Origin of the sequence: uncultured Cocleimonas sp. (assembly GCF_947495625.1) — a bacterium.
In the GTDB taxonomy this organism is placed as follows: domain Bacteria; phylum Pseudomonadota; class Gammaproteobacteria; order Thiotrichales; family Thiotrichaceae; genus Cocleimonas.
This window is the reverse complement of record NZ_CANLZW010000002.1, coordinates 16,877-41,285: the sequence shown is the minus strand read 5'-3', so window position 1 is coordinate 41,285 and position 24,409 is coordinate 16,877. Positions and strand designations below refer to the sequence as shown.

The 24,409-nt window shown below is 41.7% G+C and carries 22 protein-coding genes; 12 read left to right on the top strand and 10 right to left on the bottom strand.

The annotated features are described in order from the left end of the window. Positions 1-8: 8 nt before the first annotated feature. On the top strand, positions 9-899 hold the full coding sequence (locus Q1A31_RS01320; protein WP_299871231.1) for a DMT family transporter: 891 nt from the start codon (positions 9-11) through the stop codon (positions 897-899). 160 nt (positions 900-1,059) lie between these two features. Further along, positions 1,060-1,440: a response regulator transcription factor gene (locus tag Q1A31_RS01315; protein ID WP_299871228.1), complete on the top strand. Its 381-nt coding sequence runs from the start codon at positions 1,060-1,062 to the stop codon at positions 1,438-1,440. Positions 1,441-1,511: 71 nt separating this feature from the next. Here the strand turns inward: Q1A31_RS01315 and Q1A31_RS01310 are convergent, their stop codons facing one another. Further along, positions 1,512-3,440, bottom strand: a complete 1,929-nt coding sequence (locus tag Q1A31_RS01310) for a PAS domain S-box protein (protein ID WP_299871225.1) — start codon at positions 3,438-3,440, stop codon at positions 1,512-1,514. Between the two features lie 241 nt (positions 3,441-3,681). Beyond that, the gene (locus Q1A31_RS01305) at positions 3,682-4,296 is read right to left on the bottom strand and encodes a response regulator transcription factor (protein ID WP_299871222.1); all 615 of its coding nucleotides are present in this window, start codon (positions 4,294-4,296) and stop codon (positions 3,682-3,684) included. Between the two features lie 343 nt (positions 4,297-4,639). On the opposite strand from Q1A31_RS01305, the gene Q1A31_RS01300 reads away from it, so the two are divergent. From Q1A31_RS01300 to Q1A31_RS01280, 5 genes are all read left to right on the top strand, one after another. Then, on the top strand, positions 4,640-5,350 hold the full coding sequence (locus Q1A31_RS01300; protein WP_299871219.1) for a Crp/Fnr family transcriptional regulator: 711 nt from the start codon (positions 4,640-4,642) through the stop codon (positions 5,348-5,350). Between the two features lie 769 nt (positions 5,351-6,119). Next, a complete protein-coding gene (locus Q1A31_RS01295; RefSeq protein WP_299871216.1) occupies positions 6,120-7,028 on the top strand; it encodes an ABC transporter substrate-binding protein in 909 nt (302 codons plus the stop codon). An 8-nt stretch (positions 7,029-7,036) separates the two neighbouring features. Further along, complete coding sequence (locus tag Q1A31_RS01290; protein ID WP_299871213.1) at positions 7,037-8,239, top strand: ABC transporter permease; 1,203 nt, start codon at positions 7,037-7,039, stop codon at positions 8,237-8,239. Then, positions 8,236-9,168, top strand: coding sequence for an ABC transporter ATP-binding protein (locus Q1A31_RS01285; RefSeq protein WP_299871210.1), 933 nt, complete (start codon positions 8,236-8,238; stop codon positions 9,166-9,168). The genes Q1A31_RS01290 and Q1A31_RS01285 overlap by 4 nt, the downstream gene beginning before the upstream one ends. Further along, a complete protein-coding gene (locus Q1A31_RS01280) occupies positions 9,168-9,926 on the top strand; it encodes an ABC transporter permease (protein WP_299871206.1) in 759 nt (252 codons plus the stop codon). The genes Q1A31_RS01285 and Q1A31_RS01280 overlap by 1 nt, the downstream gene beginning before the upstream one ends. Here the strand turns inward: Q1A31_RS01280 and Q1A31_RS01275 are convergent. Next, entirely contained in the window at positions 9,923-10,699 is a 777-nt protein-coding gene (locus Q1A31_RS01275; RefSeq protein WP_299871203.1) for a hypothetical protein, read from the bottom strand. The genes Q1A31_RS01280 and Q1A31_RS01275 overlap by 4 nt on opposite strands. 205 nt (positions 10,700-10,904) lie before the next feature. On the opposite strand from Q1A31_RS01275, the gene Q1A31_RS01270 reads away from it, so the two are divergent. Then, entirely contained in the window at positions 10,905-11,450 is a 546-nt protein-coding gene (locus tag Q1A31_RS01270) for a cysteine hydrolase family protein (RefSeq protein WP_299871200.1), read from the top strand. Positions 11,451-11,518: 68 nt separating this feature from the next. On the opposite strand, the gene Q1A31_RS01265 is transcribed toward Q1A31_RS01270, so the two are convergent. From Q1A31_RS01265 to Q1A31_RS01240, 6 genes are all read right to left on the bottom strand, one after another. After that, positions 11,519-11,953 (bottom strand): PaaI family thioesterase, encoded by a 435-nt coding sequence (locus tag Q1A31_RS01265; protein ID WP_299871197.1) that lies wholly within the window; start codon positions 11,951-11,953, stop codon positions 11,519-11,521. Between the two features lie 124 nt (positions 11,954-12,077). Beyond that, complete coding sequence (locus tag Q1A31_RS01260; protein ID WP_299871194.1) at positions 12,078-13,280, bottom strand: dimethylsulfoniopropionate demethylase; 1,203 nt, start codon at positions 13,278-13,280, stop codon at positions 12,078-12,080. 37 nt (positions 13,281-13,317) lie between these two features. Next, positions 13,318-15,003 (bottom strand): AMP-binding protein, encoded by a 1,686-nt coding sequence (locus Q1A31_RS01255; RefSeq protein WP_299871192.1) that lies wholly within the window; start codon positions 15,001-15,003, stop codon positions 13,318-13,320. A 64-nt stretch (positions 15,004-15,067) separates the two neighbouring features. After that, entirely contained in the window at positions 15,068-17,422 is a 2,355-nt protein-coding gene (locus Q1A31_RS01250) for a 3-hydroxyacyl-CoA dehydrogenase/enoyl-CoA hydratase family protein (RefSeq protein WP_299871189.1), read from the bottom strand. 39 nt (positions 17,423-17,461) lie between these two features. Beyond that, positions 17,462-18,253: an alpha/beta fold hydrolase gene (locus Q1A31_RS01245; protein WP_299871186.1), complete on the bottom strand. Its 792-nt coding sequence runs from the start codon at positions 18,251-18,253 to the stop codon at positions 17,462-17,464. Between the two features lie 3 nt (positions 18,254-18,256). Then, the gene (locus Q1A31_RS01240; protein WP_299871183.1) at positions 18,257-19,582 is read right to left on the bottom strand and encodes an O-acetylhomoserine aminocarboxypropyltransferase/cysteine synthase family protein; all 1,326 of its coding nucleotides are present in this window, start codon (positions 19,580-19,582) and stop codon (positions 18,257-18,259) included. A gap of 397 nt (positions 19,583-19,979) precedes the next feature. On the opposite strand from Q1A31_RS01240, the gene Q1A31_RS01235 reads away from it, so the two are divergent. Beyond that, complete coding sequence (locus tag Q1A31_RS01235; protein ID WP_131905772.1) at positions 19,980-20,414, top strand: PaaI family thioesterase; 435 nt, start codon at positions 19,980-19,982, stop codon at positions 20,412-20,414. A gap of 43 nt (positions 20,415-20,457) precedes the next feature. Next, on the top strand, positions 20,458-21,234 hold the full coding sequence (locus tag Q1A31_RS01230; protein WP_299871173.1) for an enoyl-CoA hydratase: 777 nt from the start codon (positions 20,458-20,460) through the stop codon (positions 21,232-21,234). Between the two features lie 11 nt (positions 21,235-21,245). Here the strand turns inward: Q1A31_RS01230 and Q1A31_RS01225 are convergent, their stop codons facing one another. After that, positions 21,246-21,989 (bottom strand): Crp/Fnr family transcriptional regulator, encoded by a 744-nt coding sequence (locus Q1A31_RS01225; protein ID WP_299871170.1) that lies wholly within the window; start codon positions 21,987-21,989, stop codon positions 21,246-21,248. A 366-nt stretch (positions 21,990-22,355) separates the two neighbouring features. On the opposite strand from Q1A31_RS01225, the gene tssB reads away from it, so the two are divergent. Further along, on the top strand, positions 22,356-22,886 hold the full coding sequence (tssB, locus tag Q1A31_RS01220) for a type VI secretion system contractile sheath small subunit (protein ID WP_299871167.1): 531 nt from the start codon (positions 22,356-22,358) through the stop codon (positions 22,884-22,886). A gap of 2 nt (positions 22,887-22,888) precedes the next feature. Beyond that, complete coding sequence (tssC, locus tag Q1A31_RS01215; protein ID WP_299871164.1) at positions 22,889-24,388, top strand: type VI secretion system contractile sheath large subunit; 1,500 nt, start codon at positions 22,889-22,891, stop codon at positions 24,386-24,388. The last annotated feature ends 21 nt before the right edge of the window (positions 24,389-24,409 follow it).

The following is a 24,409-nucleotide window of genomic DNA, read 5'->3' as shown; positions in this document are numbered from 1 at the left end:
TATAAATAATGAATAACAATAAACTAGCTGTCGTCTATGCCTTACTAGCAGTGGGAATGTGGTCTACAGTCGCAACCGCGTTCAAGCTCGGCTTGCAACAGATGACACTACTACAATTGCTAATGGGAGCCAGCTTTTTTTCCTGGTTAACACTAGGCAGTTTTTTGACTTTTAAAGGTCAGCTGAAATCAGCCATCGAAACGATTCCTAAAAACGTTAAAGCCATATTGGTATTAGCGCTGTTAAACCCTGTTTTATATTATTTAATATTATTTAAAGCGTATGATTTATTGCCTGCACAGGTCGCGCAATCACTCAATTATACCTGGGCCATAACACTCACTATTTTATCAGTGCCATTATTGGGGCATAAGCTTAATAAAAGAGACGTCATCGCTATAGTACTTGGCTATAGTGGTGTGGTGTTTATCTCGATTAGCGGTAAAAGCATCTCAGGCGAATTAAGTTACCTTGGTGTGTTTCTCGCTTTATTTAGTACCATAATTTGGGCAGGATACTGGTTGTTAAATGCCAGAGACAAAAGACCCCCCGTAGTTAAGTTGTTTCAAAGCTTTACCTTCGCAGTGCCCATATTAATCATCATCACCCTGGTTGTAGAAGGGTTGCCGCAAACGGTTAATTTAAAACAATTTTTCAGTGTGCTTTATATTGGTCTATTTGAAATGGGCTTAGCGTTTATGTGCTGGCAAATGGCATTACACTTAACCGATAAAGTAAGTAGGATTAGTACGCTTATTTTCCTTTCACCCTTTGTTAGTCTGTTTATAATAAATCAGGTATTGGGTGAGCCTTTACAATGGATGACTTTTTTTGGTTTGGGTTTGATTATCATTGGGATTTTAGTGCAACAATCTAAGAGTGGCTCAAGCAAGGATTAATCGACAGTAGCTAAAAAAGCCCTCAAAAGTAGGGGGGTGACCTATTAAATAATTACTTATTCAATATTTACAACGCATTCAATGATTTATTGATGTCAATCAAGTGGGACTTTTTAAGAGCTTCTATAATTCACTCAGTAATGTCGACGAGATATTTAGAATGCCCGAAACAAAGTTACAACCCACCATTGCTATCGTAGATGACGATGAATCAATTTTAGACTCCCTAAAAATGGTGCTAGAAGATCAGGAATGGAATGCGCAAACGTATATAAGTGGGGAATCTTTTCTCGCTGATTTTGAACAGCATGTGCCAGACTGCATTATCCTGGATTCTCACTTTCCTGGTAAGAATGGTGCGGATGTAGTGAGATTTATTAAAACTATAAATAAATCAATACCTATTATTGTATTAACTGCTTATCCCAAAAGTCAGGAAACCAATGAAATTATGGAATTGGGTGCAACTGAAGTTCTAGCTAAACCCATTAAGGCTGAAGTACTTATCGATCATGTACAACGTATATTCCCATCCACCTAAACTCTAAGATCTAAGTTTTTATCATATTTAATTTTATTAAAAAATAGCCCAGTTCAGGGCATTTTTTTTCATTAAGTTTTGATAGATTCAATCAGTGACAGCAGTTGGCTGATGTTTATTGGCTTATGTAATACTGAACAATTAGACAAGTTCGCATCATTGATTTTCTCCGCAGATGTATCACCAGTCATAATTACCACGGGTAAATGTTCATTGTATTTAGCACGAATTTCTGTAATTAATTCGACACCATTCATATCCGGCATACGATAATCCGAGACCAAAAAGTCTGGCTTAATGCCGTCTGCAATTTTGGCTAAAGCCTCAGGTCCGTTATTTGCGGTGATGACCTTTACATCAAAGGCGGTCAATAATTCCATCATCGCATCAACAATAGCAGGGTCATCATCCACGATAAGAATCGTCGGTTCTTTCTCTTTAGAGGAACTGAAGTGGATAGTTTCCTTTTTATTATCAATCACTTCTTTCGAGTCACTTAAAGGAATATCAACACTAAATGTAGAGCCAAACCCAACTACAGATCTAGCCCCGATAGGTAGTTCCAGTAAACGTGCAATATGTTTAACAATAGAAAGACCCAGACCTAAACCTTTACTTCGATTTCGCACGGCATTATCAAGCTGCACAAATTCATCAAATATTCTTTCTAGTGCTTCATCGGGTATACCTACGCCTGTATCTTTGACAGAAATACGAATAACACCATCGGCTAGAGCACCACTCACCGTAATTTTACCTGCTTCGGTATAACGAATGGCATTGGTAATAAAGTTTTCGATAATTCGCTGTAACAGCACAGGATCAGTGTGAATAATACAATCCTGTCCTTCACACAAAAATAGTAAACCTTTTTCTTCGGCAAGCGGGGCATTGTCCGCAATTAACTTATTAAGGATTTCAGATAATTTAACGTCACGTTTATCTGCTGTGACAGAACCGGATTCAAGGGTAGAAATATCCAGTAAAGCATCTAGCAATTCTCCCATGGTATCGAGAGACAGATTCATTTTCTCACTCAGCTGAATCGCTTTAGGCTGATCTAGTTTACTGCTAAGCGCAGAAAGATAAAGCCTTAAGGCTTGTAAGGGTTGCCTAAGATCATGGCTGGCTGCCGCTAGAAAACGTGTTTTAGCAGCGGTTGCATTTTCTGCCACCTGTTTCGCTAGTTGTAGTTCATGTTCGGATGCTTTTCTTTCTGAGATATCGCGTATTGCTGCTGCAACCAGCGTACCTTCTACAGTCTCTATCGGGCTAAGGCTGATCTCAATAGGAATTTCTTTGCCATCCTTCGTCATCGCAGATAAATCCAAACCTATTCCCATACCGCGAGTTTTAGGATCATCAGAGAAGTTCTTACGGTGATTGGCATGATTGTCTCGGTAGCGGCTTGGCACTAACATATCCACATTCATGTTTTTCATTTCATCTTGGGAATATCCCAGAAGTTTCACCATCTGTTTATTCGCGACCTGAATTTTACCAGAGTCGTCCACAACGACAGTGGCATCCGGAGCTGAGTCCAGAAAGGCATTAGCCCTAATAAGATCGACATTATTTTGTGTTTGTTCAGTGATATCCAGAATGATAGCGACATAGACCGACCTATCTTCAAATTGCATCTTCTGTAAATGCACCTCTACCAGATACTTACTTCCGTCTTTACGCTGGTGGATGGTATTAAACTGAATTTTTTGTTCTCTTCCTGAAGTTAAGGGTTCTAATACCTTCATGAAACTATCGTAATCGTGCTCAGGCTTAATATCTATCGGCGTCATTTGCAGCAGCTCATCAGAGCTATAACCAAGATTGTTACGAGCACCTCGATTAATCTGGATAAAGCCCAAGTCACTGGCATCAAAAATAAAAATTTCATTCAGGGAGTCTTCTAAAACCGTACTTAAATCGAAGACACGGTCTTCTGTATATGACTCGTTAGTAGTTGGGTTTAAAAGGGGGGGATCTTGAGGATTATTTGACATATAGTCTCGTTAATAATGAATGAGTATCAGGGATGTAGACCACTGTCTGATGGTACTTATTTAAATATTGATTTAAGTATAGACAAAAAAAGGGACAAAAAAAGGGACAAATAGAATGTGTTTTTATACCAGATAAAACAAAGCGTAAAGCTAGATACAGAAGCTTAAAAACTACAGAGTGTAAATGCGTTTATATTTATAAAGTAAAGTAATGCTCAAGAGAGTGCTGTTGACGAAAGTACTACTGAGAAGAGTTCGCTAACAGCAAAACTTTAATTAGAGCCGCAGTGGATTTCACATTCATCTTTTCTAATAATTTAGCGCGATGATTTTCCACAGTTCGCTGGCTAATGCCCATCATCGAAGCAATCACTTTATTGGGGTGACCTTCAGAGACCAATTCTAGCGCCTCTTTTTCACGAGCCGTTAGAGAATTTAGGTTATCCAGCACCAATTTTTTCTCAATATTTTTATCGTAAGATTGTTTCGCGTATTCCATAGTCGTATGGATACAATCCAATAATTCCTGATCACGAAACGGTTTTTGAATAAATTCTATGGCGCCATGCTTAATCGCTTCTATTGCCATAGGCACGTCAGCATGACCCGTAATGAAAATGATGGGTAGGGTAGAACCTATTTCTTGAAGGTTTTTTTGTAGCTCTAATCCGCTCATTCCAGGCATTCTGATATCAAGCACCAAACAACCTGCCATTGCTTGATTATGTTCTGCTAAAAAGGCATCAGCAGATTCGTAGCCAACCGCTTTAATGCATACAGAATCCAGAAGTTCTACTAAAGAATCTCTTACTGCAAAGTCATCATCGACAATATGTACAAGGAATTCTGTAGTCATTTTTTGCCTGTGATTAAAAGTATACGCAAGTTGTAGATCTCTCTTACTGTCTTTATATAGTGAAAAATATAAGAATTAAAATTTTAAAGCATTCTATCGTAGCTAACTAATAAAATCGAAAGCTTAGTAAAGAGTAAGGCTATATTTTGAAAATGATAAATATAAAAATTAATAATGATTTTTTAAAATAATCGTAACTTTTTAATATTTATAAATTTATAAATATCAGATAGATAGAATAATTTATAGGTATAAATACTCATAGCTCGTTCAGAATCTACGGATACCCCTTGCAGAGTGGATTAGATACATTGTATCCACACATCGGAAGGAGAGGAATAAAATGAGTCATCTACACAGCAATACGCAAATAAATAACATCAACAATATGGGTATTAAAGATTCAAATGCATTTGTCATAAGAGAACATCAATTTCTCTTCAAAATGGGCGATCAGCTCGAAGGCATCTACAGAGTTAACTCAGGTTCTGTGAAAATCTTCAAAACATCAGAATCAGGAAATGACCAGATCATACGTTTTTGTATGCCAGGTGACCTCATTGGTTTAGATGGTTTAGCAGATGGATTTAGCCGATCTACCGTTGTCACACTAGAAACCTCTAATCTCACACTGATTCCTTTTAAATCTATTTTAAATCAAGATCAAAGCAGAGATAAAAACTTTGATTACCCGAACTTCATACATCAGCTAGGTGTTAACTTTAATCATGATATCGAATATTCAATGATGCTATCTCAATGTGCCGATCGCAGACTCGCATGGTTTTTAATCAACTACTCAGATGGCCTAAAAAAGCGCGGACAAAGAGCAAACGAATTCACAGTACCGATGAAGCGCACAGACATCGCTTTATACCTAGGTATGGCAGTTGAAACCCTAAGCCGCGAATTAGCCACTTTCTGCAAACGCGGACTGTTGAAAAAGTACCTACGCAATATCGAATTGCTCGATATCGAAGAGATTAGAAATATAGCGAATGGCAATGAGCCGCAACAACAGCAAGAACAAAAGCAGCAAGATATAGCCGCATAAAAATTTAGTACAGTTTCTCTCACAAAAGGCCCGAACAAAGATAACGTTGTTATTGATGTTCGGGCCTTTTTTGTGCCGAAATTATGCGTGAACTCTGTTTATAATATTTCTTGAGATTAAAGGTGATTTAAAATACACCCCCCTACTTATGGGCAGTTTTTTAAAAACAGGCTATAGGTATTGGGATACGGATGTATATGTGCTTTGGAGTTCTTTAAAAGCGTTTGCCGATGGGGTCAATATTGAGATTCGTTTGGGTTCTCAATTCACTACGAGAAAACTCTATCATGATTATTTTAGGTTGAATTTAGGATGAGGGCTTTCCGAGATGCATGATTCAAAACGAACCATAGAGCAAGCCTTGCTCGAGTTATCGGCTGGGGTACATAAGGCACTGGGCAAAAGTAAAACATCCTAAAAATAAAAGCAGGTAAGCCGTCGCTATAACCACACAAATCCTAACTATTCTCTAGCTGTTTGAAGACACTTTCATTGAAAGGATTAGCTGACGCTTTGCTTGTCCTGATCTGTATGTCTGTTGCGTTAGATTGCTGTAAACATAGATAATTTTTGGAAGTAAGTAAGTTTTTTTTTGGATAATGAAAGCGTGAATTTGGCTACTTTGGTGATCACTGTTATTATGTTGTATGCTGTATATGTGCATCTACATCCTAATGTTCAGGCGGAGATTTCTCTCTAGTAAAAAGGCATTAACTATCGGATCACGTGCTCCACTTTTAACTTAATTTTATTCAGAGAGTACCTTAACATGAACATCAAATTTGCTTTTTTTGCAGCCAGTATAAGTCTTGCTTTTACCAGTGTTGCACAAGCTGACATCGTTGTCTCATCTAAAATCGATACAGAAGGTGGTTTACTTGGCAATGTTATTGCATTGGCTTTAGAAGATGCAGGTTTACCCGTTGAGCGTCGATTACAACTCGGCGGAACACAAGTCGTGCGCGAAGCGTTGCTTGCTGATCAAATTGATATTTACCCTGAATACACGGGTAATGCTGCATACTTTTTCAATGAGGCCGATAGCCCAGTCTGGAAAGATGCAAAGGCGGCTTATGCACGTGCCGCTGAATTAGATGCGGAGAAAAACAAACTGACCTGGTTACAATCTGCACCTGCTAATAACACCTGGGCGATTGCCGTAACAGCAGCAGTGGCTGAAAAAAACAAGTTAAGCACGATGTCTGAATTTGGTGCATGGGTAGCAGGCGGTGGCGATGTAAAGCTGGCAGCATCAACGGAGTTTGTTTCATCTCCCGCGGTATTACCTGCAATGCAGGAAGCCTATAAATTTAAAATGACTCCTGATCAAACCGTGGTGCTTTCAGGTGGTGACACAGCTGCGACGATTCAAGCAGCGGCGCGTGGTACTTCAGGCGTAAATGCGGCGATGGCTTATGGTACTGATGGTGGTGTAGGTGCTGCCGGCTTAGTAGTGATGAGTGATGATAAAGGTGTTCAGCCAGTCTACGAACCTTCTCCTGTGGTTCGTGATGCGGTGTTAAAAAAGTACCCATCAATTGCGACCGTGCTTAACCCAATCTTCGCAGAACTCACGATGACAACGTTGCAAAAATTGAACGGTCGCATTCAAGTAGGTGGCGAACCTGCGGAAGCCGTGGCACGTGAATACCTGACTAAAACAGGTGTACTAGACTAATCTCAGCTGTGATTCCAGCGCGAGCAGGAACGTTTGGTCTCTCTGCACCAGGCGTATTGCTCGCTTTATTCGGCTTTGCTTCACTGCTAGCGCCATTTATGACGCTAGCCGCCAATCGTATTGTTGAAGGCAAGGGGTTAACTGCATGGCAGTTGGCAGGGCCGGAAGTCATTTATCCCGGATTGTTATCAATCATTATTGGTTTAATTCTCGGCCTGTTCTCATCATGGCCTCGCGTGCGTTTAGCGGGTGCAGTGCTTGGATTAGCGGGGCTGTTCTGGTTACTTTCTCAAAGTGCGCCGCAATTACTGCAAGGTGCGGGAGAATACGCCCGAGTCTCTCCCGGTTTAGGTTTTTGGTGTCTACTCGCGGTTTTAATTCTGTTAATGGCTGATGCTTTAACTCAGCTTTCTCCCCGACCTATGACGCGTTTAGGGCTGTTACTCACCATAGTCACTGTACTATTCATATTGTTGGGTTCTGGCGCATTGTCTGACTTATCGATAATGAAAGAATATGCCAGTCGACAGGGCGCTTTTTACAATGCAGCGCTGCGGCACCTTGGCCTTGCCTTTGGCTCATTAGCGGCGGCTACGGTCATAGGTATTCCGCTCGGGATACTGTGTTACCACCATGCAGGTTTACGTCGAATTGCACTTCCGATTCTGAGCTTTCTGCAAACCATTCCATCATTGGCGATGTTCGGTATTATGATTCCTTTGCTAGGCTGGATTGCAAGTACAGTTCCAGCCGCAAAAGCGATAGGTATTGCCGGAGTAGGTTTTGCACCTGCTTTTTTAGCCTTATTGCTGTATTCACTGTTACCCGTTGTCGCGAATATGGTTAGCGGATTACAAAGTGCGCCTGAATCCGTTCGTGATGCAGCCAGAGGAATGGGGATGACGCTAATGCAACGCTTGTTTCGTGTTGAGTTACCCCTTGGATTGCCCGTTATTCTCGCAGGTCTTCGAATTGCCTTGGTACAAAATATTGGTTTGGCTGTTATCGCTGGATTAATTGGCGGCGGTGGTTTTGGCACATTTGTTTTTCAGGGGCTCAATCAAACGGCGACTGATTTGATACTGTTAGGTGCATTACCCACCGTGGCATTGGCACTGACCGCCGCTATCGTTATGGATGTGTTGGTCGAAGTGACTCAACCCTCACAATCTGCACAACACACACAAGGGATGCCAAGGAAACCCTCATGATCGAGATAGACAAGATTAGCAAACTCTATGATGGCGTGGCTGCTGTAGATGAAGTATCTATGACAGTCGATACCGCAACGATTACGGTAATCGTGGGTACTTCGGGTTCTGGTAAAACAACATTGCTGCGCATGATCAATCGACTGGTTGAACCAACTTCGGGTGAGGTAAGGATTAACGGTAAATCGACCCATTCAGTTTCTAAAACAGATTTACGACGACGCATTGGCTACGCCATTCAAGGTCATGGCTTATTTCCGCATTACACGGTTGCACGCAATATCGCGATAGTCCCCACACTGTTAGGTTGGTCATCAGAAAAAATCGATGATCGTGTAGATGAGCTATTGAGTTTGTTTGCACTAGAGCCGGACCAGTATCGCGATCGTTTTCCTGCCGAATTATCGGGTGGACAATTGCAACGAGTGGGAGTGGCAAGGGCACTGGCTTCACGACCAGATTTATTATTGATGGACGAACCCTTCGGTGCACTTGATCCGATTATTCGTGCCCAAGCACAAATAGATCTGCGCCGTATTCAGCAAACGCTAGGCTCTACCATTATGTTGGTGACGCATGATATGGAAGAGGCGATGCAACTCGGTGATCGGGTAGCGGTGATGGATCAAGGACGTCTGGTGCAATACGGTACACCTGCAGAAATTATCCAGAACCCTGCCACAGAATTTGTGGCAAACATGGTGGGTGGCGTGGATCGGTCGTTACGACTTTTATCCCTGTTTCCTGTTTCAGAGTTTGTTGAAGATGGTTCAGCAGAAGGTGAATCCGTCGAAGCAAACACAAGTCTGAGAGATGCGCTTTCAATCTGTCTATGGACAGGTCGGGATGCATTGCCAGTGGTACAAGACGGCTCATTACTGGGTCGAGTAACATTGGATGCAATTCGTAAACGCGCTGCAATTTCTTGATGAAAAAAAACGCAATAAAGTGGTCGACGATAGTACGCGTATTACTTGTCGTCTTGTTAATAAGCTTAGTCGTAATGCCAACGTGGTTTAGCTGGGCGTTTCAGCCTTTTGCGCCAGAGAAAGGCCCCATCATTTATGAGAGAGCCTCACTGTTATCGCTATCCTTAAGTCATCTAGGGCTTGTTGCCTTGGCTTCTATTGTAGCAACGCTGGTGGCCGTATCATTAGCCATTCTTGTGACACGACCATTGGGTACTGCTTTTTTGCCCTTGTCACGAACCATTACCAATATGGGGCAAACATTTCCACCTGTTGCCGTATTGGCATTAGCGGTGCCAGCTTTGGGGTTTGGTACTGGGCCAACGCTGGTTGCACTTTTTCTGTATGGGTTATTGCCGATTTTTGAAAATGCAATTACAGGGTTTTCAACCTTGCCACCCGCCACCATGGAGGCCGCGCGAGGGCTAGGTTTGAGTCGCTGGCAAAGATTGATTCGCGTTGAAATCCCACTGGCCTTACCTGTCATACTTACCGGGGTTAGATTATCCGTAGTCATCGCTTTAGGTACTGCTACCATCGGTTCGACCGTTGCCGCAAAAACCTTAGGTGAAGTTATTATTGCGGGTTTACTGACGAACAATACGGCTTATGTTTTGCAAGGTGGTTTAATCGTTGGCTTGTTTGCGGTTTTAATTTACGACGCTTTAGTGCAACTCGAAGGGTTACTCCTTGCCAGGTATTCAATATCAAATGACTAAGTTTTTGATGATTTCTCGATAAAACGCAGCTGATATTCACCAAGCCCTTCGTAAGTGACTGTTGTGGGTGCATCGAATTCGACTTCGACAATCCCGCAAAATGAACCGGTGATAATGGCTTCACCAGCGTGGAAATCAACACCACGACGCGTCATGTAATTAATCAGCCAATAGACTGGACTATGCGCCGCAGCATTTGGGTGAACACCCGCAAAGGTTTGTGCTTTATTTTCCTGTGTTACGGTAATGTCGATTTTGGCCGTATTGAAGGCTTTTTCTCGTTCTATTTCTGGGCCAATGAACAGTCCTTGGTTGACTAAGCCATCCGCGAGTTTCTCGTAGAATTCTATGCCACTATCATCCGCAAAACGATCCTGCATTAATTCTAATGCCATGTGACATGAGCCAATTGCTTCGTTAATTTGATCTTCACTGTAACCATCTGCATTGGCTGGTAAATCTTTGCCAAGTACAAATGTGATTTCCGGTTCGATACGTACAACGCCATTATCTTTTAATAAGCTGCAAGTATCTCCGCGCTGTATGGTTTCTGAAAATATAGGTGCAACCACAAACTCATCATCAGAAAGCGGTAATAAACACTTCCAGCCACCGACCTTGTCGCTGTGTTGTTCCATCATGGAAGATTGAATCTGTAACGCTTCTTCCATATTGCGTGGTCGCAGATGCTCGCTTAATCGCGCTGATTTTGTTCCAGCTTCGCGCAGGCTTAACAGTTCTTTCGCGGCTTCTTTAATATTTAAATCGGTCATATTTTATTCACAGTGATTTGTATGCTTTGATGATAGATTAATTAACTCAAAAATGTGCTTTAAAGTAGGGGGGTGACTTTAAATCTTCTACAATAGAGTGAATGACTATTTAACTAACTAAGTAACTAACTAAGATGTTTAGTTAAGTAATAAAAATAAAACATTTTGAAAATAACGTTTAATAAAAAATCGATGAGGAGTAAGTATGACGCAGGGTTTAATTATTGTAGATGTACAAAATGACTATTTTACGGGTGGCACGATGGAGCTTGTTAACATGTCTGCTGCGTCTGAAAACTGTAAAACATTACTAGAGAATTTTCGAAATAAGAACGCGCCACTGTTTCATATTCAACATCTTGCTGCCCGCGAAGGGGCTACTTTCTTTATCCCTGAAACAAAAGGTTGTGAAATTCACTCTGACGTTACGCCCAATGATGACGAGCCTGTAATCGTAAAACACTTTCCGAGTGCTTTCAGAGGCACCGACTTAGAAAAAGAGCTTAAAAGTAGGGGGGTGACTGAAGTGATTATTTGTGGTGCGATGACACACATGTGTATCGATACCACGACGCGTGCGGCGTTTGATCTTGGTTTTAAATGTCAGGTGATTCACGATGCGTGCGCCACCAAAGATTTGGAATTCAATGGTGAGTTAGTCAAAGCTAAAGATGTGCAAAATGCCTTTATGGCGGCGTTAAGCGTGCCATTTGCGCAGATAGTATCAACCAAGGAATATCTGGAAAGTTAAAAGCTATCTTTCTGCTGGCACCCCCCTACTTATGGGCGTTTTTTTTAAACTAGAGGGGGGCTATTCGTTTAACGAGTAGTTGGTGGAATAGAATAAGTCCCGGTCGAATGTGCAACGATTTCGTTATCTGAACTGCTGTAAATACTGACTTCCAAAATCGCCAAACGTTTCCCCAGTTTGATGATTTCACCTTCTGCGATTAAGTCGCTTTCCGACGGCTTTCTGAGAAAGTTGATATTGAAATTGGTAGTCACTGCTAATTGCACTTCTCCAATCATGCTTAGTACCACGGCATACATGCAGGCATCGGATAGCATCATCATGTGTGGGCCGGAGATTGTGCCACCGGGTCTTGTCGATTTGTCGTGATAAGGCAGTCTCATGGTTGCGAATCCATCGTAGACACTTTCCAAAATTATTCCTGTCTCAGCAGCCCAGGGTAATCCTTCAGCCAGTAAACTATTAAAGTTATCTAATGTTATTTTTGATGGTTGTTTTGACATGACGCTTTCTCCCAAAGTTGCCAATATTTCCGATGTTGTTGTTGCTGATGCTATTACTGATGATGCCAGGGCTTCCTTATCTTGTTGTAAGGTTTTTGATTTTTAATACTCTTTTTTAATGTATTTAAAGGCCTAATTCAGACTCAAGTTCCATCTCAAGTTCTAGCGCCAGCTCAGTAAAGTTAAAGGGTAACGTTGCCAATGTCGCTTTCGCTTTGCCTTTACCTTTGTCTGAGTTGGTATCTACCGTGAATTCTGTTTTCCCCTCAATACCAGAACGCTGACACATGGCAAACGCTAAATGGACTTGATAGCGCGGAGACCAAACCTGAGAGCGAATTTCTCCAATGAGTTTTTGATCGCTTTCATTATCTTCTTTGTTTTCATCAGCTCCCTCATATAAGGAATTCCCCAAACTGGTTTTGGGGTCGGCGTGGACGATTACTCCCATTAATTGTTGTTTAACGCCAGTTTCATTTTTTTGTTTTCTTAGCGCTTCAATACTTAAACTTTCTATATCAGCATCCAGATTGACGTATTTATCGAGCCCGCATTCCAGAGGGGTATTGCTGCTATCCACTTCGTTGCCATAAGACAGTAAGCTACTTTCCATTCTTTCGATTTGATTAGGACATCCCGGCCCTACGTTTAAATCCACGCCTTGACTGAATAAGTCATCCCAAAGTTGTTTTCCTAGTTCAGCATCATTAACGTAAATTTCAAATCCACCGCGCTTGCTCCAGCCGGAACGGGCGACGAGCATTTCTTTTCCACGATAGTTGATATTCTGGTAACGAAAGAATCTGATGTCTTTGATTTCATCGCCGAAAACGCGTGCGACTAATTCATCGGCCTTAGGACCCTGGACTGCCAATGGCCAAACATCTGGTTCGGTGATTTTTACATCTAAGCCATAACCAGTTGCTAGTCCTTTTGCCCATAAGATCACATCACTATCGGCAATTGAAAGCCACCAGTGGTTATCGTCATGCTTTATGGCGATCGGATCATTCAGTATTTTGCCGTCTTCGTCGCATACAGGTACATAGAAACACATACCGAATTTAGCGTTACCTAAGTCGCGAGGGGTCATTAGTTGAATCAGACGAAACGCATCAGGCCCTTTGATTTCTACCTGACGTTCGCAGGAAACATCCCAGACTTGTACATGGTTACAAAGGTGCCAGTAGTCTTCCTCTAATGAACGAAAAGATGTTGGTAGCAACATGTGGTTATACACGGTATAGGATTTTACCCCCGCTTTAGTGACACGACTGGTAAACGGGGTGGAACGTAATCTACGAGAGATTGAAATAGCGGGTGTCATAGATACCTCATGATGAAAGCGTCGATTTATCTTTAAATCAATTGTTTAATTTGTTTGCCTTATTGCGCAGCTCGTATTTTTGAATTTTACCCGTGGCGGTTTTAGGGATATCTCCAAAGACTACTTTGCTCGGTTTTTTAAAGCTGGCGATGTGTTCCTTACAATGCTCAATTATCTCTGCTTCATCAGCTTTGAATCCTTTTTTGAGTTCAATAAAAGCACAGGGTGTTTCTCCCCATTTTTCATCAGCCATGGCAACAACTGCTGCATCTCCTACGGCTTCATGCTTATAGAGAGCATTTTCAATTTCAACCGATGAAATATTCTCACCTCCAGATATGATAATGTCTTTGGCGCGATCTTTAACCTGAATATATCCATCGGGATTTACAACTGCCAAATCACCACTCCAGAACCATCCATCACGAAATGCCGTCTTGGTTTCTTCAGGATTTTTTAGGTAGCCTGTCATTACGGTATTTCCGCGGGTTATTATTTCACCCATTTCTACACCGTCACTGTTAACCGGAATTCCCGTTTTAGGGTTGACTACTTGTACCGCCTCAGCCATGGGGAAACGAACACCTTGTCGCGCTTTTAATTCGGCAATGGTTGCAGCATCGGCTTCAACCCAATCGGGTTGTGGTGTACCTTGTAAAATATGGCCATAGGTTTCTGTTAAGCCATAGACATGCATGACTTCGAATCCCATATTTTCCATCTTGCCCAAAACTGCTGCAGGAGGAGGGGCGCCAGCTGTCATGCAATAGATAGTTCTATCATCAGCAATGATCTCTGGGCAATCCTCAGAGTTTGCCAACATATTTAAAACAATCGGAGCACCACCAAAATGAGTGACGCGGTGTTGTTTCATTAGCTCAAAGATTTGTTTTGGGACAATGCTACGAGTACAAATAATCGTGCCAGCCATTGCCGTCATGGTCCATGCGTGTCCCCAGCCGTTACAGTGGAATAGGGGAACGGTATATAGATAAACAGGGTGTTTCGGTACAGCCCAGCCTGCGATTGTGCCGAGTGCCATTAGGTATGAACCACGATGATGATAGACAACGCCTTTAGGGTGACCAGATGTTCCTGATGTGAAGTTAATCGCTAGCGGTTGTAGTTCATTTTCAACCTGTGTTTCTAGATAGTTTTGTTTTGTGATTTGGTTTTCAGCAAGAAGATCTTCGTATAAATGTATCGTCAAATCTTCTGGTATATCTGGCTGAGTCAAAGCTAAGGGATCGTCGATGAGAATGACGCTTATTGTTTTGCCCTTTTCGAGTAAATTACGAATCCCAGGTGCAGCGACTGCGAGTAATTCTCGGTCGACAATTAATACTTTTGTTTCGGCAAATTCAAGAATGTAAGTGATGGTTGGCTCATCAAGTCGAGTATTGATGGTATTTAATACGCCACCTGCCATCGCCACATAATAGTGTGCTTCGAATGTTTCCGGGGTGTTAAAAGCAAATACAGAAACAGTCTCATGGGCTTGCAAACCCAACTTTTTCAAAGCATGAGCCATTTGCTGGCAACGATATTCAGTCTGTGACCAACTATATTGCTGATCACCATAGATTAAACTGGGATGATTAGGGTACACATCAGCAGTACGCGATAAGAAAGATATCGGTGTTAGTGGAACATAATTGGCCTCATTCCCGATGTTTTCTTTGAGTGAATCGTACATCGAAGGCAACTGTAAATCTGTCTTCATCTTATATCTCATACCTTGATAGAGTCGGTGTTAAAACAGACTCCTTGAAAAATTTAAACAGACACTAATTTCTAAGTGTCTGTCCCAAATCCAGCATGCTATTAATACGCGCTTGAGTTGCTTCAGTTTTAGCTAGCTTCAAAAATGCGCGTCGTTCTGCATCATACAAGTCTTGTTCTGACCAGACTGTTCCCGCTACGACATCTTCACCGCCGGTTACGATACTAGCAACAGCACGACCTACAACGGTATCGTGAGGAGTGAACATGCCTTTGGCATGACCTTTATCCAGCCATTCAGCCATTGCTTGATAAACCTCTTTGCCTGGCATCGATAGTGCTGGTCGTTCGTAATACTCAGCCTTTGCTCCACTATGAATATAGTCCAAAGCTGAGGAAAGCAAGCGGTCACGATTCATTAAGAAAGTATCGCTGTCTCTTAACATGGCGAGTTCTTTCGCAATCACAGGAGAGCTAGCTGTACGACCATAACCAATCGTCATGAAGGTTTTCCACGCCGCTTCATCAATATTATCAGGGGTTAGATTGAGTTTATCCATCCAGCGATACAATAATTCTTTACAGCCACCGCCGCTAGGGATGACGCCGACCATACTTTCGACTAAACCCATTACCGAGTTTGAATGAGCGATAACATGTTGCGCGTGCAACACCACTTCAAAGCCTCCACCAATCGACATACCTGGAGTGGCTACAACAACCGGAAAATCTGCAACTGCCATTTTGTGAACGGTTTGCTGGAAGTGGTTTAAAAATTCATCCAGACCTTGGTAGTCTTCTTCATTAAAATATTCGCGAACCTTTTCGAGGTTTACTCCGCAGGAAAAATGCTGCGCATCGTTGTGCACAATTAACCCTTTTAAGTTTTTAGCTTTCACGTTATCCAGTGCATCGCTGAGTATCGACATAGAATCGCCATCGAGTGCGTTCGCTTTGGTATGAAATTCAACCAGAGCAACATCTTCATAGTCAAACCAGCTCGCAGAATCATTGCTATTAACAGGGGTTAAGGTATTGCGGGTTTCCATGAAGCGATTAACGCCTTCACCATGGTCAATGGTGTGCCATGTATCCGCAGTGGTATCAGTTGAATCATTTTGCCAGAAGCGACGTTGGTATTTATCGCCTTTTACTCTATAAAAACTAGATTCAGCAGAATCTGATTGAGCCTGACTCAAGAAGGCAGGTACCTCACGACCTTCATCTTGTAGTCGCTTTACCAAATAATCAACACCGATTTCATCGATTAATTCGAATGGCCCTGATATCCAGTTGTAGCCTAATTTCATGGCATCATCGATAGCAGCAGGGTCATTGCCAACTTCCGGAATTAGCGATGCGGCATAAACCAAAGTGTTAGATAAAACTGACCACGCATATTGACCATATTCGCTGTCATCATCGATAAGGCATTTAACACCTTGTTGTTCAGCTTGTAAGGCGATGTCGATATTGGGTCTGTCAAAATCTACATATTCATTCGTGTCAAAATCTAAAACCTGTTTGCCGCCTTTTTCTGGTTGTAAATAGAAGCCTTTTCCACCTTTGTTACCAGTTTGACCATTAGCGATCATTTGGGTCATTAAGGGAATTGGTTGTGCTACCGCGTGAAAAGCATCATTCTCAGGGAGAATACTTTCCAGACTCTTCGCGACATCTGACATCAAGTCGATACCGATTAAATCGTATAGTCCGAAAACGCCTGTTTTGGGGATACCCATGGGGCGGCCGAATAGGGCATCAGCAATTTGTGGTTTTATGCCGCGGTTGAATGCTTCATGCAGGGCAAACTGAATGGCGTAACAGCCCACACGATTAGCGAGAAAACCCGGTGTGTCTGAGCAATTAACCACACCTTTGCCTAATTTTTCTTCTGAGAAATCTTCAAACCGTTTCATGATCTCAGGATTTGTTTCTTCGCCACTCACTAACTCCAGTAAGCGCATAAAACGTACTGGGTTAAAGAAGTGGGTAATGGCAAAACGTTGTTTTAAATCATCCGTCATGCCTTCGGTTAACAATTTGATAGGAATCGTTGATGTATTCGATGTCAGTATTGCATCGTCTTGCATGTGTTCAGCAAGATCGCGGTATAAATCGTGTTTGATGTTTAGTCTTTCTACCACGGCTTCTGCAATCCAGTCGCACTCAGACACACGATGTAAATCATCGCGAATATTGCCCAGCTCGATACGTTCAGCGACGGTGTCATCAATGAGGCCAGGTTGTTCAGGATCACTGATACGATCCAAACCTTTTCTGGCTACCGCATTCACATCATCACCATCGCTCGGTAGGTCTAAAAGTAATACTTCAACGCCTGCGTTTGCAACTTGACCCGCAATTCCTGCACCCATTGTACCTGCGCCGATAACGGCTACTTTTTTGAAAGTACTCATGTATTGATTATTTCCTATCTATTTTTCTATTTTATTTGGCTAAATATTTGTAATGAACGCTTGAAGCTCAGATAAACATTTCTCGGGTGCTTCTATGGGTATCATGTGACCGACTTTATCTAACTCAATGTGCGAGCTTACATTCTGTAATTGGGCTGTTAGTCCCCGGCCCATTTTGATCGGTGTCATCCGGTCGTTCTCAGCTAAAATCAGTTGAGCGGGTGAAGTGATTTTTTGTGCCGCATTTTCACCATTACTGTATTTTTGACAGGCTGATAAATCAGCATGTAAGGGATTGTTGCACATGATCTGCCAGCCGATTCCCATTGGTGCCTGCCCGGGAACATGAGAACGCCCGAATTGATAGGCTTCACCAAATCCCCAGATTAGCATGGCATCGACTGCCGCTGGTTGATCGCTTTCTGCTAATGCCAGTAAATGCTCATTGACTGGGATTGCCGCTGCACAGCCTATCAAACTGATTGATCGGACTCTGTCTGGGTGAGTTGCTGCCGCTTCAAGTGCCACTAAGCCACCTTGAGAATGCCCAACTAAGCTACATACTTTTACATCCATTTTATCCAGTAGTTGCCATAACCAATCAGCCATATCTTCAATGCTATCCAAGGCTTTACCTTTAGACAGGCTATGCCCCGGAAAATCAGGCGCAATCACACTGTAGCCGTGAAACGCAAACCAACGAGTTTGCAGAGCCCAACTCCTATGGTCTAGCCCGCTTCCATGCAGGAATACAACGGTAGGTAAACTGTTATCGAATTCTTGGCCGCCAGTAGCTACATAAATATTTTCATTATTAAGTGTTAGCTTCATCTCTTATTCTCCCTGCGCCGCAGCCGCAACTTTCTGAGCAGCTTTTAAGCCCCGTGAGAAATCACCTTTAATATCACGCAGTGATTCAATGCCGACAGAAACTCTGATGAGATCTTCACTGATGCCAGCCGCTTTCATAGCCTCTGCATCCATTCTTGAGTGCGTGGTAGAGCCAGGATGTAGAACTAAGGTACGCGAATCTCCTACATTGGCTAAATTGGTAGCGAGTTGCAGTGCATCCATAAACGCGGCTCCTGCTTGTCGACCACCTTTAACACCAAAACTAAGGATTGAACCAGCACCATCTGGCAGTAACTTTTTAGCTAAGTCTTTATTCGGGTGGCTATCCAGACTTGGGTGATTGACCCAATCAACCGCTTCATTTTTCAATAACCATTGCGCAAGGCTTTCGGCATTTTCAACATGCTTGGGCATTCGTAATGACAGACTTTCTAACCCTTGAAGTAAATAGAAAGCATTTTGAGGGCTCAAGGTGGACCCAAAATCACGCATCGATTCAGCGCGAATTCGCATTGATAGGGCGCTAGGACCAAACTCTTCGTAAAAATTAATGCCATGGAATGGCGAATAAGGTTCGCAAACTGTTGGGAATTGTCTGTCTTTATCCGGATCTCCCCATTCAAAATTTCCGCCATCTACAATAGCACCACCGATTGAGTTACCGCTTCCCCCAATCCACTTGGTTAGTGAATGTATAACGACGTTTGCGCCTTGAGAAATAGGGTTTTGTAATACCGGAGTTGAAAAGGTAGCGTCGACGACAAGGGGTAAATGGGCTTCTTCACCTATCTTGGCTAGTGCAGGAATATCAGCTACGTCTAAGCTTGGATTACCAATTGTTTCACAAAAGAGTAATTTGGTGTTTTCTTGAATGGCATCCTTAATACCTTCGTGATCATTAACATCAACAAAGGTCGTTTCAATTCCAAAACGTCTGAGAGTGTGACCGAGTAAGGTGGCCGTAGAACCATAAATTTGCGCCGCAGATACAATATGATCACCTGCCGAACACAAGCTGGCAAATGTGGTGAAGAGCGCGCTCATACCAGAGGCTGTACAAACACACCCAACACCACCTTCAAGAGCCGCCATACGTTGTTCCAAAACGGCAACGGTTGGATTAGTCATACGACTATAAATGTGGCCGCCGCGTTCTACATTAAAAAGTGCAGCGCCATGCGATACATCCTGAAACGCATAACTGGTTGTTTGGTATATGGGAACAGCACGGCTACCATGTTCTGAATCAGGTTGATAACCCGTATGAAGTGCAATGGTTTGTGGATCGAAGAAAGAAGATTTACTCATTAAAAATTACTCTAAGGGATCAGGTATTGTGTTCAAACTAGCATGGTTAACCGCTGATTAAAACGACATCTATTTATATAAAATACACATATTTTGGATAATTATAGTTCGTCTTTTTCAGAATGATTTATCTATATGGTTAACGTTTACGTAAACGTAATTCTAGGTTAGGATGTCTATTAGTCAAGTACACAGTCAATAATTAGTGGTTTTAAACGATCGTGCTTTCTATTTATGCTTATTTAAATATTTATGAAAATTAGAAAAAAGTGCCTATAAGTGGGGGGGTGACCTTCTAAATGCGACATCGTGACATCGTAATGTAACGACTAAACATTATAAATCGATGTAAAAGAGAAGTTTGAGCCAGTTCAGGAATGAGAAAAAAGGAGAGAAGATGAGTGCAGAATTTGATCTAGTGAGACAGAAAGTCACTGAAAGCTTTCTCAAACAAACAATCATGTCTACGATTGGTGCAACCATCGAAACGATTGAACCTGGAGAGGTCACGATTAAATTGCCTTTCAAAGAAGGTTTAAGTCAGCAAGATGGATTTATTCATGCTGGAGTAATCACAACCATCGTTGATAGCGCTTGCGGTTATGCTGCGATGACGCTAATGCCAGAGGATGCGAGAGTGTTGACGATTGAATTTAAGAGTAATTTTGCCTCTCCTGCGATTGGTGATTTTTTTATTGCCAAGGGAAAAGTCATTAAGCCAGGGCGAACTATTATGATTGCGAGTGGCGATGTACATGCGCACAAAAATGTCGATAACGAAGCTAAACTGGTTTCCTTAATGCAAGCTTCGATGATGGTTATAAACCCATAAATATAGATAGTGTAAATACAATAATTTTTTAGAGGGTGTCAAAATGAGTTTTAATAATATCAAGAGTGAACAAATGAATAACGTTGGTCTAATCACATTAGATCGTCCTTCTCATTACAATGCTTTGTGCCAGGAGTTGGCAGATGAATTAAGCATTGCATTGGATGATTTTGAAAGTAATCCTGAAATTGGTGCGATTGTGATTACTGGCAGTGATAAAGCGTTTTCTGCCGGCGCAGACCTTACTGAAATTAAAAATAAAGACTTTGAAGCTATCTATAGAGAACAATTCATCACAGATGGTTGGGAACGTATTACCACTTGCCGAAAGCCTGTCATCGCAGCGGTGGCAGGTTATGCTTTAGGTGGTGGCTGCGAAATTTCAATGATGTGTGACTTCATTATCGCCGCTGATAATGCACAATTTGGACAACCTGAAATTAAAATAGGCACGATTCCTGGAGCTGGAGGAACACAACGCTTAACGCGCCTTGTAGGCAAATCAAAAGCAATGGATATGTGTTTAACAGGACGTATGATGGGCGCTGAAGAAGCAGAGCGATCAGGTCTGGTATCTCGTATAGTGCCACTCGAAAACTTTTTGGAAGAAGTACTAGAAATAGCTGAGACTATTGCCTCATATTCTTTACCCGTTGTTTGTCTGGCAAAAGAAGCCGTGGATGTGGCTTATGAAACGACCCTAACTCAAGGCGTTAAAACAGAGAGAAATTTATTTTATTCAACCTTTGCATTACACGATCAAAAAGAAGGAATGAATGCGTTTATTGAAAAGAGAAAACCAGACTTCAAGAATAAATAAATTAAAGGTGATCAGTCAGAAGAGTACTCGGCAATTTCGCGTAATGATAATTCATCAAAGCGCATTTTTCCGGGGCCACTTTTAATCAGAATTTGTTGTCGCTTAAACTCAGAAATAACGCGACTCACAGATTCTCTTGTCACACCAGTCAAAGCAGCCATATCATCAATATGGATCATTTCAATTTCGACCTGAGAGTTATGGTTAGCTTCTTCGATTAACATTAATAAAGCGGAGGCAAGACGTTTTTTCAGTGTGCCTGTAGAAAACTCGACAATAACACGATTGGTCGATTCCATTTGTATGTGCCACTCATTGAGAACCGCCTTATAAAATTCAGGTTCAATTTGAAGAAGGGTCTTAACCACTTCGTAAGGAATTCGGCAAATCTCAGTTTCTTGCAAAGCAATAGCGGTTTGATCATAACGTTGACCATTATCAAGAAAGGATTCTAAGCCAGCGACACCTCCCTTTTTAACTATCCTGATAATTCGAGTACTTCCATCATTTAAGGTTTCTTCTAATTTGACTAGCCCTTTTCTAACAACAAACATGGCTTTTGCAGGTGAGTTTTCAACAAACACTACCTTTTTTTTAGTATAACGAAACTGCACGATACGCTTCAAAAGCTCTGCATGTTTAGTAACATCTAGATTCGCCAGTAGATCATATTTGCGAATAGCACAATGCTGACAATCTGCAGCACCTTGTCTTGTTACATCAATACACTTTATATAATCGGGGGATAATGTCATTTTGCCTCATCTTTTAATAAACGCTGTTTTTTTGTTGTCAATTTATCTTTCTTATTGGTTAAAAAACTCGCCGAAAGTAGGGGGGTGACCTTTATCATTAAACACTTTTTGAATCTATATAAGAATAGCCATTTAGCTATATAAGATTTGTTATATAAAAGCTTAAATAGCTCTTCAAGGCCTTTTTAAATTGGTCGTTTTAGTTTTTGTGAAATAAGTCACAGAACACTAAAACGTATTATCTTAGTATCAATCGCAGATATGGATATTTAATTGCATTTTAATAAGCACATCCATTCTGTACTACACTATTAGAATTAGAAGTCCCCCCCCATCAATGGAAAGTCTGTAATAGAGAGGAAGATTATGGCAAAGCAAAGCAGTCAAAAGTTTATTGCAAGGAATAGAGCCCCGCGCGTTCAAATAGAGTACGACGTAGAATTATATGGCGCTGAAAAAAAAGTTCAGTTGCCTTTTGTTATGGGAGTTATGTCAGATCTTTCAGGAAAACCCGCAGAACCCTTAGAGCCTGTAGCGGATAGAAAATTTTTGGAAATTGATGTTGATAATTTCGATGATAGATTAAAAGCGATGAAGCCAAGAGTAGCTTTTCAAGTACCCAATACCTTAACAGGTGAGGGGAACATGAGTGTCGATCTAACCTTTGAAAGCATGGAAGATTTTTCTCCAGCCGCTATTGCGCAAAAAGTAGATTCAATAGACAAGTTGCTCCAGGCTAGAACGCAATTATCTAATTTGCTCACCTATATGGATGGCAAATCCGGTGCAGAGGAGTTAATCACAAAAGCACTCAATGATCCTGCGCTTCTTCAAGCATTAAGCTCAGAAGCTAAACCAACAGCTTCTGATGAATCAACCGAAGAAGGGGAGTCTTAAACATGGCTAAATCAAGTGAAACACAAAGTAGTGCGCAAGGTGAGGTTGAAACATTAGAATCGAGTGACTTTTCAAGTTTACTGGATAAAGAGTTCAAGCCAAAATCAGAAAGAGCAAAAGAAGCTGTAGAAAATGCAGTTAAAACTTTAGCTGAACAAGCTTTAGGGCAGACCGCCTTAATCTCAGATGATTCGATACGTTCTATTGAATCCATGATCGCTGAATTAGATCGTAAAATGTCTGAGCAGATTAATCTAATTTTACATCATGAAGACTATCAGCGTTTAGAGAGTAGTTGGAGAGGTTTGGATTATTTAGTTAATAATACTGAAACTGATGAAATGCTTAAAATTCGAGTGATGAACATCTCGAAAAAAGATCTGCATAAATCACTTAAGAAATATAAAGGTGTCGCTTGGGACCAGAGCCCGATATTTAAACAAATATATGAACAAGAATATGGCCAATTAGGTGGCGAGCCATATGGATCATTAGTAGGTGATTATTATTTTGATCATTCACCACCAGATGTAGAGTTACTCGGTCAAATTGCGCAGATTTCTGCCGCATCTCATGCGCCATTTATTACGGCACCAGCACCATCTTTATTGAATATGGAAAGTTGGCAGGAATTGAGTAACCCAAGAGATCTAACTAAGATATTCGGTACACCGGAGTATGCGGGCTGGAGATCCTTACGCGAATCAGAAGATTCACGGTACCTGGCGATGGCAATGCCGCGTTTTCTCGCACGTCAGCCCTACGGTGCAAATACCAATCCAGTAGAAGAGTTTGCATTTGAAGAAGAAATTGAAGGTACTGATCACAGTAAATATGCATGGGCGAATGCTTGTTACGCAATGGCAACAAATATTAATTCGTCATTCAAACATTACGGCTGGTGTTCGCGAATTCGGGGTGTTGAATCAGGTGGTGCTGTAGAAGGTTTACCGACACATACCTTTCCAACAGATGATGGCGGTGTAGATATGAAATGTCCGACCGAAATAGCCATTAGTGACCGACGTGAAGCCGAGTTAGCTAAAAATGGATTCATGCCACTTATTCATAAGAAAAATAGTGATTTTGCTGCATTTATAGGTGCTCAGTCGTTACAAAAACCATTTGAGTACGATGATCCTGATGCAACTGCTAATGCGAATCTTGCCGCGAGACTACCATATCTTTTCGCAACCTGCCGTTTTGCCCATTATTTGAAGTGTATTGTCAGAGACAAAGTCGGCTCATTTAAGGAAAGAGAAGATATGCAAATATGGCTAAATGATTGGATTACCCAGTATGTAGATGGTGATCCAAAGAACTCAGGTGAACTAACCAAAGCAAAAAAGCCTTTAGCTGCAGCAGAAGTGGTTGTTGAGGAGGTAGAAGGTAATCCTGGTTACTATACGTCGAAATTCTTTTTGCGCCCACATTACCAATTAGAGGGGCTCTCCGTATCTTTGAGCCTTGTTTCGAAATTACCATCGGCTAAAGGAGCATGATGGTATTTTTAATGTAAGTGT